This is a genomic window from Psychrobacillus vulpis, assembly GCF_006861825.1.
GTDB classification, from domain to species: Bacteria; Bacillota; Bacilli; order Bacillales_A; family Planococcaceae; genus Psychrobacillus; species Psychrobacillus vulpis.
The window spans coordinates 250,177-262,392 of the sequence record NZ_VDGI01000001.1 but is presented as its reverse complement, the minus strand read 5'-3'; the positions used below and the strand labels follow the sequence as shown (position 1 = coordinate 262,392).

Annotated in this window: 14 protein-coding genes; 9 read left to right on the top strand and 5 right to left on the bottom strand. The window is 36.0% G+C overall.

All coding sequences use genetic code 11. The annotated features are described in order from the left end of the window. Positions 1-6 precede the first annotated feature (6 nt). The 8 genes from FG384_RS01305 (at position 7) to rpmG (ending at position 4,315) form a co-directional block, all read left to right on the top strand. Complete coding sequence (locus tag FG384_RS01305) at positions 7-519, top strand: DUF2179 domain-containing protein (protein ID WP_142640746.1); 513 nt, start codon at positions 7-9, stop codon at positions 517-519. Between the two features lie 246 nt (positions 520-765). Beyond that, complete coding sequence (locus tag FG384_RS01300; protein WP_142640745.1) at positions 766-1,278, top strand: DUF2179 domain-containing protein; 513 nt, start codon at positions 766-768, stop codon at positions 1,276-1,278. Between the two features lie 122 nt (positions 1,279-1,400). After that, positions 1,401-1,829, top strand: coding sequence for a DUF1801 domain-containing protein (locus FG384_RS01295; RefSeq protein ID WP_142640744.1), 429 nt, complete (start codon positions 1,401-1,403; stop codon positions 1,827-1,829). Positions 1,830-1,938: 109 nt separating this feature from the next. Continuing rightward, positions 1,939-2,658, top strand: a complete 720-nt coding sequence (locus FG384_RS01290; RefSeq protein ID WP_142640743.1) for a YebC/PmpR family DNA-binding transcriptional regulator — start codon at positions 1,939-1,941, stop codon at positions 2,656-2,658. Positions 2,659-2,850: 192 nt separating this feature from the next. After that, positions 2,851-3,303: a hypothetical protein gene (locus FG384_RS19970; RefSeq protein ID WP_205961724.1), complete on the top strand. Its 453-nt coding sequence runs from the start codon at positions 2,851-2,853 to the stop codon at positions 3,301-3,303. A 1-nt stretch (position 3,304) separates the two neighbouring features. Further along, positions 3,305-3,682 (top strand): DUF5412 domain-containing protein, encoded by a 378-nt coding sequence (locus FG384_RS01280; RefSeq protein ID WP_142640742.1) that lies wholly within the window; start codon positions 3,305-3,307, stop codon positions 3,680-3,682. A 14-nt stretch (positions 3,683-3,696) separates the two neighbouring features. After that, positions 3,697-4,095 carry a hypothetical protein gene (locus FG384_RS01275; protein WP_142640741.1) on the top strand — a complete coding sequence of 133 codons (399 nt, stop codon included), beginning with the start codon at positions 3,697-3,699 and terminating at the stop codon, positions 4,093-4,095. A gap of 70 nt (positions 4,096-4,165) precedes the next feature. Further along, positions 4,166-4,315 carry a 50S ribosomal protein L33 gene (gene rpmG, locus FG384_RS01270; RefSeq protein WP_142640740.1) on the top strand — a complete coding sequence of 50 codons (150 nt, stop codon included), beginning with the start codon at positions 4,166-4,168 and terminating at the stop codon, positions 4,313-4,315. A 54-nt stretch (positions 4,316-4,369) separates the two neighbouring features. Here rpmG and FG384_RS01265 read toward each other — a convergent pair whose 3' ends face one another. Both FG384_RS01265 and FG384_RS01260 read right to left on the bottom strand, forming a co-directional pair. Then, entirely contained in the window at positions 4,370-4,792 is a 423-nt protein-coding gene (locus FG384_RS01265; protein WP_142640739.1) for a DUF4395 domain-containing protein, read from the bottom strand. Positions 4,793-4,955: 163 nt separating this feature from the next. After that, entirely contained in the window at positions 4,956-5,300 is a 345-nt protein-coding gene (locus FG384_RS01260; protein WP_240793312.1) for a winged helix-turn-helix transcriptional regulator, read from the bottom strand. A 173-nt stretch (positions 5,301-5,473) separates the two neighbouring features. Between FG384_RS01260 and FG384_RS01255 the strand changes: the two genes are divergently transcribed. Then, on the top strand, positions 5,474-6,067 hold the full coding sequence (locus FG384_RS01255; RefSeq protein WP_142640737.1) for a nitroreductase family protein: 594 nt from the start codon (positions 5,474-5,476) through the stop codon (positions 6,065-6,067). 834 nt (positions 6,068-6,901) lie between these two features. Here FG384_RS01255 and abc-f read toward each other — a convergent pair. The 3 genes from abc-f to FG384_RS01240 all read right to left on the bottom strand — a co-directional run bounded on the left by abc-f (position 6,902) and on the right by FG384_RS01240 (position 11,910). Then, on the bottom strand, positions 6,902-8,557 hold the full coding sequence (gene abc-f / locus FG384_RS01250; protein ID WP_142640736.1) for a ribosomal protection-like ABC-F family protein: 1,656 nt from the start codon (positions 8,555-8,557) through the stop codon (positions 6,902-6,904). A gap of 332 nt (positions 8,558-8,889) precedes the next feature. Continuing rightward, on the bottom strand, positions 8,890-10,866 hold the full coding sequence (locus FG384_RS01245) for a TRAP transporter permease (protein WP_142640735.1): 1,977 nt from the start codon (positions 10,864-10,866) through the stop codon (positions 8,890-8,892). Positions 10,867-10,911: 45 nt separating this feature from the next. Then, complete coding sequence (locus tag FG384_RS01240; protein ID WP_240793311.1) at positions 10,912-11,910, bottom strand: TAXI family TRAP transporter solute-binding subunit; 999 nt, start codon at positions 11,908-11,910, stop codon at positions 10,912-10,914. Positions 11,911-12,216: the final 306 nt, after the last annotated feature.

Here is a 12,216-nt window from a genome sequence, read left to right as displayed (position 1 = left end):
AAGAATGTGGATTCAATCATTTTGCTCATAATTATTATCAATGTAACATATATGACACTCACAACATTACGTTTAATATTAGTTATTAAAGGTTATAGAGTAGTAGCATCATTTTTATCAATGGCAGAAGTGTTTGTCTATTTGATGGGGTTGACTATGGTATTAGATAATCTGGACAGACCGTTAAATATTGTTGCTTATTGCATTGGTTGGGGTCTCGGAGTATATTGTGGAAGTATTATTGAAAGTCGATTAGCACTTGGTTATGTTGTATTTGAAGTGATTGTAGATTCATTAGAAATTGAGCTACCTAGTCAAGTTCGTGCAAAAGGGTATGGCGTAACATCTTGGACTGCAGATGGAAAAGACGGTAAGAGGCTTTGTATGAAAGTATTGGCTAAACGTAAAAATGAGCAGAAGTTAAGGAATTATATTGTATCTCTATCTCCAAAAGCATTTATTATTTCATATGAACCCACTAGATTCAATGGTGGGTTCTTTGTGAAATTAGTGGAATAGAGAAGAGTTATATGCTAAAAACAATTTCCCCCTCGGAAATAGTATACCGTAGACGGATGCTTAATTCGGAGGTGTTTTTGTGTGGGCAAAAAGTGAATACAATTAAGTTTTTTCATTTGCATAAGAACACACAATTTTTATATCCAAAAGAAAAAGCAACTTAATACCATTTCAAATAAAATACTGTATAATGATTTGGATACTTGAAAGAAGCCACGGGATTTCGAAAGAAAGGTGGAAGTGAATATGAATTCTATCATTTTACTTATTATTGTTATTAATGTCGCATATATGACACTTACTACACTACGTTTAATATTAGTTATCAAAGGATACAGAGTAGTAGCATCATTTTTATCAATGGCAGAAGTGTTTGTCTATTTGATGGGGTTAACTATGGTATTAGATAATCTGGACGAACCGTTAAATATTGTTGCTTATTGTATTGGTTGGGGTCTCGGAGTATATTGTGGAAGCATTATTGAAAATCGCTTAGCACTTGGTTACGTAGTATTTGATGTAATTGTTGACTCCCTAGAAATAGAACTTCCGATTCAAGTTCGTTCGAAGGGCTACGGTGTAACGTCGTGGGTAGCGGATGGAAAAGATGGAAAAAGACTTTGTATGAAAGTATTGGCTAAACGAAAAAATGAATTAAAACTTAGAGACTACATTTTGTCTTTATCGCCTAAAGCTTTTATCATTTCGTATGAGCCAACTAGATTTAACGGAGGTTTCTTAGTGAAACCACCTAAATAGAATTAGGACGAGCTATTTTTCGATGAATCGAGAAAGGCTCGTTTTTATATAAGAGGATTTACAAAACACTGCTAGAATATTAGAAGAAGCAGAAAAACTATTTTTTGAAGGAGGAAGTACAGTTGGCTAAATACGAACAAAAGACGAAAGAAACGAATCATGATGTAGTGGAGTTCATTGAAAGAGTAGATAGCCCGAAAAAGAAGGAAGATGCCTATAAACTCTTGGAGATATTCGAACAGACATCAGGTTTTGAAGCGAAAATGTGGGGACCAAGTATTATAGGTTTTGGTTCATATCACTACAAGTATGCGACGGGTCATGAAGGAGATGCTCCATTAGTAGGATTCTCTCCTCGCAAAGCAAAAATTAGTTTGTATTTTGCAACAGGCGATACGGTTCGAGAAGCAATACTAGATAGATTCGGGAAGCATACTTCTGGAAAAGCATGTGTGTACATTAATAAAGTGGACGATATAGATGTAGATGTATTAAAAGAATTGATAACACAGTCGATAACATTTTTACAAAATTTATATCCAGACAATTAATGTACGATGGAAGTTAATGTATTTATTTTTGCTACTTAATATGAAATTAATGTATAATACTACAGTATAAATTCAAAGTAGAAAATGAATCGAAAGAGAGTGTGACTTTATGGGTCGTAAGTGGAATAATATTAAGGAAAAGAAAGCTTCCAAAGATGCAAATACTAGCCGTATTTATGCAAAGTTTGGACGTGAAATATATGTAGCTGCAAGACAAGGCGAGCCAGATCCTGTTTCGAACCAAGCATTGAAAGTAGTATTAGAACGTGCAAAAACATACAGCGTTCCAAGGCATATTATTGATAAAGCAATTGAAAAGGCAAAAGGCGGATCAGAAGAAAGCTATGATGAGCTTCGCTATGAAGGTTTCGGTCCAAGCGGTTCTATGGTAATCGTAGATGCGTTAACAAACAATGTAAATCGTACGGCATCTGATGTACGCGCTGCGTTTGGTAAAAATGGCGGTAACATGGGTGTCAGTGGTTCTGTTGCTTACATGTTCGATGCAACTGCTGTTATTGGAGTCGAAGGAAAAAGCGCTGATGAAGTGCTAGAACTACTGATGGAAGCAGACGTAGATGCTCGTGATATTTTAGACGAAGATGATTCTGTTATTATTTATGCAGAACCAGATCAATTCCATGCTGTACAAGAAGCATTGAGAGCTGCTGGTGTTACAGATTTCACAGTAGCCGAGCTTACAATGCTTGCTCAAAATGACATCGCATTAGATGCAGATGCACAAGCACAATTTGAAAAGATGATTGATGCTTTGGAAGATTTAGAAGATGTTCAACAAGTCTACCACAATGTAGATTTAGGAGAATAATAGAGAAAAAAGGTTGTCTCACGAGTAGTTTTGCTACTTGGAGGCAACCTTTTCTCTTTTTAAGGATATGGAAATAGTGCTAAGTTGGAAAAACAGATGATTTAGTTGGAATATAATTGAATCCAATATAAGTAAAAAGTGGAACGGAAATATGGGTAGAACGTCCAATACCTTTAAAGGAGTGATTATTAATTGAAGACGAAGCATTTATTTACTTATGCAGTTGTCTTAATGCTCTGTTCGTCGATTTTATTTCCAAGTAAATCGCTTGCGTCTTGGGCATATGCATTTGTCGTTTGGGATGGATATGTGTATGTTATTACGGATGAAAAGGTAAATGAAGTCGAGAAAGAAATCGGCCATGTGACGAAGTATTCCGATATAGAAGGAACCTATTCTGGCAACTTCTCAAATGTTTATCCGAAAGGGACTAAGTATTATTCCATCGTTGGGGTCAGTACAGATGCAGCAATTGCTGTTGAAGATGAAAATGGTTATTACATAAAAGCAACTAGAGATGGAGAATATGCCGGGAATATCAAAGACATGCTGAAAACAAGTTTTCCTACTATTATTTTATGGGCTTTTATATTTATGATTATTGCAGCTTTAGGTATTTACTTTATTGGTAAGAGGAGACGCTGAATTGATAACGAGAAAAACAAAGAAAACGATTATAGTAATAACATTCCCCATTTTACTGGTCGGTGGGCTATTAAGTTTTGTTGTTTATTGGGCGTTCTTTGATATGAATAGGTTGCCTACAGGTGAATTTTTGACTGAAGAATCCTCCCCAGACGGGAAGTATACGTTGAAAGCATATATCTCAGATGGAGGGGCTACAACGAACTATGCAATCCGTGGTGAACTAGTATTTAATGAAGAAAAGAAAAAGAAGAAAAATATTTACTGGAATTATCGTGAAGAGTCGGCGGATATATCTTGGTTAGACAATGCCACCGTTGTAATTAATGGTCATGAATTAGATGTCCCTAGGGATAAATATGATTATCGGCACAATTAAGGGAGGGGTTTATCATGAAAAAATGGTTGGTGCCACTCTTAAGTGTTTTTGTTTTATTTTTAATTGGCTGCACGGAAAACGAGTCTGTGAGCAAACTAACTAGAGTCGATGTTTTAAAAGAAAATAAGGATGAAATGATTATCTCGGATCAACATATTCTTAATGAATTAAGCCAGGTATTTGAACAGATTGAATGGGAACAAAATGTAAAAGTAGAGATGTCGAGAAAAGAAGATGTAAAAGCAGTATTGTTTATGGAAGTTGAAGAGAATATGCCGGAACGATTAGTTGAATACTTCATATGGTTTGAAGGAAATGGAACGGCGACTATTATTAATAGAGATGAGAGTTCTCTAGCGAAACTAGATGAAGAAAGCACAAGTATATTAAAAATTAATTTCAACTATGAGTAGTTGACATCATTTTAGTAATTGTTTATCATTTAAAGCGTAACAATTACGATTTATGAGAGGCGGTATAGGTATGAGAGTTAATATTACGTTAGCGTGCACAGAAACAGGGGACAGAAATTATATAACGAAAAAAAATAAACGAAATAATCCAGAGCGTATTGAACTGAAAAAGTACTGTCCACGTTTGAAAAAAGTAACACTTCACCGAGAAACTAAATAATCATTCTTGATGAATAGAATAAACAGCCTTTCCAATTGTGGAAAGGCTGTTTTATTATTGTGTCGCTGAATTTTTTCTTCGATAATTCCATTGCTGATACTGGAAGCGTACGAAGCAACCAATACAAAATCCTAGAATTGCGATGAGTGCAGCTAGGCCAACCATCACTGTAGCTAAATTAAATAATATTGCCCAATTAAATAAATAACTGATACTTGCAATGAAAAGGAAACTAACAGCCAGCCATTGGTTAAATCTTAATTGAGCGTAATCTTCTTGTATATATTGATTTGCTGGTTTTGATAAGAAGCGTTTTACTATAACTAAAACAGGGTGAAATCCAGTTAATAAGCTTAACAGATTAGCGAAAAGTGGAATGAATAAGATCCACGCTGATTGCGAAATAAGAGCAATGATTACAGACAAAACAATAGTCCATTGATTTGCCATGACTAGAGGTTTTGGAATTGTTTTCATTTTAAAACCTACTTTTCTTATTGGATTTATTATATTATATGTTTGATTAAGATAAATGTAAATATAAGAGCAACTGAAATAGAAAAATGACTACCTATCGAGGGTAGTCATTACATGTTTGAAGGAAATTAATTCTGAATTACATGAATGTAACTGCATCCTTTTATGATTGCTTTTCTAATTCACAAATCTCAATCCATTTCTGCAAAGAAACAATCACTTCTTTGAAGGCAATCCCGCTTTCAGTTAGCTCATATTCTACTTTTTTTGTAGAGGAATCAATAAACTTTTTATTGACCAGTTTTGCATCAACTAGATCATTTAATCTTTCTGTAAGCAATCGGTCAGATATTCCCGGAATGTTCGTTAGAATTTCATTATATCGTTTAGAGCCAGATAATAGTGTGTAAATGATCATTCCCATCCAACGTTTTCCTATGAATTCAATTGCTTGATGATAATTACTACAATATTGGCTACATGTATTGTCATTACTCGTTTTATCCAATAAAAAAACCTCCATTAATTCATTAGTTTTCTTTTATTGTAGCATAAAGAATTTTTTTATTTGACGAATAAACTTACTAATGGTAAGCTTTTTCTTGTAAAAAAACTTACTTATAGTAAGTTTAAGGAGGAAATAATATGTAGACAGAAAAAGATTCAAATTTATATACTATTATGCATGCTAGAAAATCAGTTAGAGTGTACGATCCTAACTTTAAAATTTCACAGAAAGATTTAGAAGATATTATTAAAGAGGCTACAACTGCACCATCATCTAGTAATCTTCAAGCATGGAAATTCCTTGTCATTCAAGATGAAAAAACAAAAGTAGAACTTCGTGAAATAGCAAACAATCAAGAACAAGCAGAAACCTCATCTGCAATTATTGCAGTATTAGGTAATGCTGAAATGTATAAAAATGTTGAACAAATCTACACTCAAAATGTAGCAGAAGGCTATATGGATGAGGCTACGAAGGATATGATGATTAACAATACAAATCGTACTTATCCTTTCGCTTCATTGGAAACGAGAAAAAATATCGCAACTTTTGATGCTGGGCTTATTGCTATGCAATTGATGTTAGTTGCAAAAGAAAAGGGATACGATACTGTAACAATGGGCGGATTTGACAAAGTTAAATTTGCTGAGAGATTCGAATTACCTGAACATATTTTCCCGATTGCACTCATTGCTATTGGCAAAGCAGCTGCACCAGCATATGGGTCATCACGTTTACCGCTAAGTAAAATTGTTCAATTTATTTAATATATACAAGTACCTCTTAGTAAAGCTTTGGACTGTATACGATTCCTTAGAAAAGGATATGTATACAATTGATGGGAGCATGATGAATGGGATATATGTGTACTAAAAGAAAAATGCACTCCTAGTAGTCCATATGTCGAAAACGTAATGAAAGTAAAATCTCAGATAACCTTTCATTCCTATATTTCCCGGGAAATTGACAAAACGAGACGAAAATTGAGTGGATACAACACAGAAAAAGAAGGGGCTGTCCTAAAAATCATTGAAATATGATTTTTAGGATAGCCCCATCCTATGTCAGCCATCCTGTTTTTTTCCGAAGCATGCGCTCGCTTTCCACGGACGAACTGTCATGCTTCTCGCTCGTACCTCGAGAGCACTGAAAAACTCGAATTAGTATTTTTGTAGGAACAATTTGCTGTATTTATTTAAGAGAATTTAGCGCGACGCATGAGACTCCTGCGGGAAAGCGAGACAGACGAGACCCCGCACGAAGCAGAGCGAAGGAGGAGGCTCGTAGCTCGCCCGCGGAAAGCGAATGCCAAAGCGCAAAATTCTCCTAGGACTATTTGATAGAAAATTTATTAGAATAACACTTTTTCAGTGCCCTCGTACCTCACTGCGGGATCTTGGCAGCCCGTTTTTCCGCAGGAGTCACGCACATGCTTCTCCAAACAATAGATATCTGTATAAAAATAAAAAATAGAGGGGGAGCTTCAATAATTCCCACACTCTACTTTTTCCTTTCTAGAAAATCGTTGAAAAAGGAGATGCTCCCGCGGAAAGGGAGCCGTTTCAACGATTTTCTTACTTATTGGACAGCTTCTTCCATTGTTATTTTTTCTTTAACTCATTAATCTGCTTTGTCAGCATTATAAACTGTTGGTCCAATTCTCCGTATTTAGGATGATTTTTCTGCAAATAGCTTAGTTCTCCTAGGACCGCTTGTCGTTCTGTTTCTAATTTCAATAAATCTTTTTCAAGTAGTGATTCATCGTTTTTATGCATCCATTCATTGTAGCTCATTTCTAATTTTCGAATCGTTTTATTTTCAAAAACGAGAAGTTTATTCGTTAGCTTTTCTAAAAAGTAACGGTCATGTGTGACTAATAAAATGGTTCCAGGATAAGTGGAGAGTGTTTTCTCCAATTGTTCCCTAGAAGGAAGATCCAAATGGTTTGTTGGTTCATCTAAAAGTAAAACATCCTTTTGATCCAACATAAACTCCATTAATTTTAATTTTACCCGTTCTCCCATACTCATCGTGTGAATGGGGCGAGACCAATGATCTTTTGAGAATCCTAAATTCATCATAAGAGTTTGAATTTGTCCACGTGTGTCATAGTCAGTCGGACCAAAAAAATCAAAAGGTGTTTTTTCCTCAGGTAAGTCGAATACAGTTTGACGTAAATAGCCGATATTCATAGCTTCTGACTTCCATAGCTCACCTTGAACGGTTTCCTCACCTAACAACATGCGGAAAAATGTCGACTTGCCACTTCCGTTTGAGCCTAAAATTCCAATACGTTCTTGAGATTGCATAGTAAAGGACGCATTTTTGAATAGTAGATGATCTCCAAAGCTTTTGCACATGTTTTTCGCTTCAATTACTCGTTTACCTTTTTTCTTGCTCCCTTCGATTGAAAAAGATACTTCTCTTTCCTCTTCGGGTTTATCTATTGTATTCTTGGAAAGTTCAAGTTCTAATCGTTTCTTTTTGGAGCGGATTTGAACGTCCATTTTCTTGGACTTAACACGATAATATTCTTTATTGAATTCTTGTTTTGTAGACTCTGCGTGTGCTTTGGACGACCAATTACGAAGCTCTGATATTTGTTTCTCTACTTGTTGGATTTTAGATTGCTGTGCATCATAAAGTCTTTGCTGAGTTAGCTGGGATTCTTCTTTCTTTTTCCGATATGCAGAGTAGTTTCCCGGATATACTGTTAATTTATTATTCTCGACTTCCCAAACCCAAGTAGCTACTTCATCTAAGAAATAACGATCATGAGATACTAAAATAATCGTTCCAGGATAAGAATGTATCTGTTTTTTTAGAAATGACAAGCTTTCTTGATCTAGATGATTAGTCGGTTCATCCAACAATAAAAGCTGTGATTTTTCAGCAAATACGTAAGAAAGCCTTCTCTTCATTTTTTCACCACCGCTCAGATCGGTGTAATCACGTTCTCGTGGTACAGACCATTTACTAAAATATACTTCTTCATCACCTACAAGGTCATTATTACTAAATTGATCGTCCTCTTGCTTAAAATAACTGATAGCTGGTGTACTTCCGAACCATTCAATTTGTCCACTTGAAGGTATAGTCTCACTAGCTAGTACAGAAAGTAGGGAGGACTTTCCTTCTCCATTACCTCCTACAATTCCAATAATGGCACCGGCTACTATATCAGCTTTTATATTCTTTAAAATAACCTTATCACCAAATATGATAGACATATCTACTAATTTCCCATGTAATGTCATACAATCATCTCCTTTTGGAGGGATAAAAAAAACCCTCCGACATGAATCGGAAGGATTGCTGACCATTAATTGAATACGCAAAAAACCACTACAAAATAGCTATATTGTAGAGAATAATGCGTTTTGAATTGAAAAATGGGCAGACTAATCCTATTTCCGATTTTGCAAAAAATATTTTCTTCTGCGGATATTCGTCGCAGAAAATTGTTTGCTAAGAAATAAGATTATATTTCCATTGTCCACCCATCGTCCCTTCAAAATTGTTAACACAATTATAACATACTACTACACTCAATTGTTACAAATATGTTACTGGTGCCTGGCACCATGATTTAAGATAAAACTTGGCTTGTAGATGAACTTTCCAATTCATATTCATCTTCATCTTCTGTACGTTGTTTTTGGATAAACCAAATTGCTACAATCAGAACAGCTCCGATCAAGGTGCTTACGATTTCAGGTACAATGAGCATAATACCTGCTCCAAATAAGACAAACCTTTCCCAAATTCTCGAATTTCGTATAAAGTATCCAATCATGGAGCTGCTAACAGCAATCATACCGATTAGAGCAGCAACTACTGAGAACACTAACATAAATGGTTCAACATCTACCATGACTAAAATTGGGTTGTATATAAAAATATAAGGAACTATAAATGCTGCAATAGCTAACTTTACTGCATTCATTCCAGTTTTAAATGGATTGGCTCCTGCAATTCCAGCACCAGCATATGCAGCTAAGCATACTGGCGGAGTAATATCAGCAGCGATTCCGAAATAGAAGACGAACATATGGGCAGCTATTGGAGCTACTCCGAATTCATTGATAAGTACTGGAGCAGCAATGGTTGCTGTCACGACATAGTTTGCCGTTGTAGGTAATCCCATTCCTAAAACAAGGCATGCAATCATAGTGAAAATGAGCGCAAGAATTAGATAACCGTTTGATAATGCAATAACTCCTGCAGCAAATTTTGAACCAAGTCCCGTCATACTTACGACGCCTGCAATGACCCCAGCAGTAGCTACAGCAGCTATGACTGGGAGTGCTACTCTCGTACCTTGCTCTAGAACGTTTACCGTCTTTTTTAACGACATTCTTGTTTCTTTTCGGATAAGGCTAACTAAAAATGCAGAGATGATCCCAAAAAGGGCCGCACGCTGCGGGGTAAAACCATACATTATCGTTGAAATGATAACGAATAATGGAAGAAGCATAAACCAATTTCTCTTTAAAAGTTTTCTAAAGGATGGTAATTGAGATTTAGGTAAACCAAATATTTTTAACCTTTTTGCCTCAAAATGCGTTCCTATGAAAATACCTGTGAAATAGAGGATGGCTGGAATAACAGCCGCTAACATAATTACCCCATATGAAACTCCCAAATACTCCATCATGATAAAAGCAGCGGCCCCCATCATAGGTGGCATAATTTGCCCTCCGGTTGATGCGGCTGCTTCTGTTGCCCCTGCAAATTCAGGTTTGAACCCAGCTTTCTTCATCATCGGAATCGTAAAGGATCCAGTTGCAACTGTATTACCAACAGAGCTACCAGAGACAGTTCCTTGTAAAGCACTTGCTACTACTGCCGTTTTTGCTGTTCCACCTGTATAGCGACCAGTTAATGCAAATGCGAGGTCATTGAAGAACTTTCCAATATTTGTTTGTACGAGCATTACCCCAAAAAATAGAAATAGGAAAATAAATTTCGCTGAGATTTGAACCGGAGTTCCGAACACGCCACTCTCTTTATACCAAAGAGTTGTCGCTGTTCTATCAACTGAAAAGCCAGGATGTGAAAGGATTTGTGTAGGTACAAAATTTCCGAAAATTGCATAAAGCATTGCTACTACCGCCACGATAACAATTGGTAAGCCAACAGTTCTCCTAGTAGCTTCAAGCACGAGAAGTATACCTAGAACTGAAATGATGACATCAGGAATAGCATAACCAGAAATTCGACTTTGCAGAATTGAATCAAAGAAAATGATTTTATGATATGTTACATACATTGCAGTAAAGGCAAGTAAAATATCATACCATGGCACTGTTTTCTGTACTTTTTGCATACCTTTTTTAAAAGGATACAAAAGAAAGATAACCCCAAGTGCAGTTCCTAAATGAACGGCACCTTGCTTTTGAGTAGGAAGCGTACCGAAATACGCGGTATATAAATGAAATACAGTGAGAGAAACCCCTAATAATGTTACAACCCATGCCCATTTACCAATATTAGTACGAAATTGGTTTTCTTTATCGTATTTTTCTAAAATCTCTTGTGCATCAACTGTTTGCTGATCACGCATTTGCCCACCTCTCATTCAATATAGAGTTTTTTGTTCTTTGAAGTTTTATTTCAAATCATCTAAGCTTTTAATACCACTTTTTTCACGAGTAACAATTTGAATAACTTCAGGATAAATATGTCCAATAAATGCCGCATTTGGAACTTCATTTCCTTCAAAGGAAGCCTCTCCATTTACTGCTTGTAATGCTGGGACATGTACTGTCATTCCTAAATCCATATGACCGTCACGAATGCTTGATAAGTTTTCCACAGATGCTCCAGTTTCCGTGTTCGTAACGTTAACGCCATCTAAATATTTGTTCCAAATGCTTGCCATTTCACCCCCGAGTGGATAGTAAGTACCACCCTGACTGCCCGTACCAAGAATAAATTCACTCTTCCGGCTACTATCCTTTGCGGTTATCTCAGCAACAAGATTATTCACTGTCAAACCTTGTTCCTCATAATAACGTTTAGCTCCCGGATGGATTGGAAGACCTTCCGCACCTCGCAAAGCATTTTCTAAAATCATTTGTTTAGCTTGAGCATGGGTGTTTTCATTAGCCTTTTCAATCATTATTTTTGCCAGCTCATAACCTAGTTCTTCATCGATTGTATCGGTATTACCCATAAGGATGGCATATGCCGTAACCGTTTCAATATCCGACTCTAGAAAATCGTATGTGTCCTTAGGAATTGTGTGCCTTCTATACCCACTGCTTTCTTCAATCTTTGCAATTGCATCGTCAGAGAGACTAATCATTACAACGTCACCAACAGATGCTTGCAAACTTTCAATACTTGCAGCAGGAAGTCCTAAAATTCCAATTGAAATGTCGATGTTACCATCCTGTACACCATCAGCAGCGTCCCCAAAACCTTCTTGATATTCGTTATAGTCGCCGTCCTCAAGCCCATATGCCCCCAAGATAATTTTGGAAACCGAATTTGTCTCGCTCGCAGGAGGTCCTATCGCAATATTGGTCTTGTCTCCACTACATGCGGTCAATAAAAACAGTATACTAAGAAGTACAGTCGTAAACCTGAACAGATTTTTCCTCAACTTTCTCCCCCCAAAAACTGTTATTTTCTTACCTCCTAATTGATGTGATAGCGCTTTCATTATCAAATGAAATGTAAAACATTGGAGTTAATGTCATATCAAATAGAAGATTAACATTATTATACTTTTCCTAACTTAATTTACAACCTTTTTTCTGTATTTTCTGATAATTCGACAAATGTTGTCGATATTTGCAAAAGATAAAATTGTAGCTTGGAATGGGAAACAGTAGAGTTTGTATAAGCAGTTAATACTTTAAAGTATTTGTATTTCAGATATGGGTATTATAAATATAATTCTTATCCT

What these genes read in the sequence shown, in the direction of transcription:
- FG384_RS01255 (WP_142640737.1), top strand. Translation starts at nt 5,474, where the DNA reads ATGCATGCTAGAAAATCAGTTAGAGTGTACGATCCTAACTTTAAAATT.
- abc-f (WP_142640736.1), bottom strand. Translation starts at nt 8,557, where the DNA reads ATGACATTACATGGGAAATTAGTAGATATGTCTATCATATTTGGTGAT.
- FG384_RS01275 (WP_142640741.1), top strand. Translation starts at nt 3,697, where the DNA reads ATGAAAAAATGGTTGGTGCCACTCTTAAGTGTTTTTGTTTTATTTTTA.
- FG384_RS01290 (WP_142640743.1), top strand. Translation starts at nt 1,939, where the DNA reads ATGGGTCGTAAGTGGAATAATATTAAGGAAAAGAAAGCTTCCAAAGAT.
- FG384_RS01300 (WP_142640745.1), top strand. Translation starts at nt 766, where the DNA reads ATGAATTCTATCATTTTACTTATTATTGTTATTAATGTCGCATATATG.
- rpmG (WP_142640740.1), top strand. Translation starts at nt 4,166, where the DNA reads ATGAGAGTTAATATTACGTTAGCGTGCACAGAAACAGGGGACAGAAAT.
- FG384_RS01245 (WP_142640735.1), bottom strand. Translation starts at nt 10,866, where the DNA reads ATGCGTGATCAGCAAACAGTTGATGCACAAGAGATTTTAGAAAAATAC.
- FG384_RS01265 (WP_142640739.1), bottom strand. Translation starts at nt 4,792, where the DNA reads ATGAAAACAATTCCAAAACCTCTAGTCATGGCAAATCAATGGACTATT.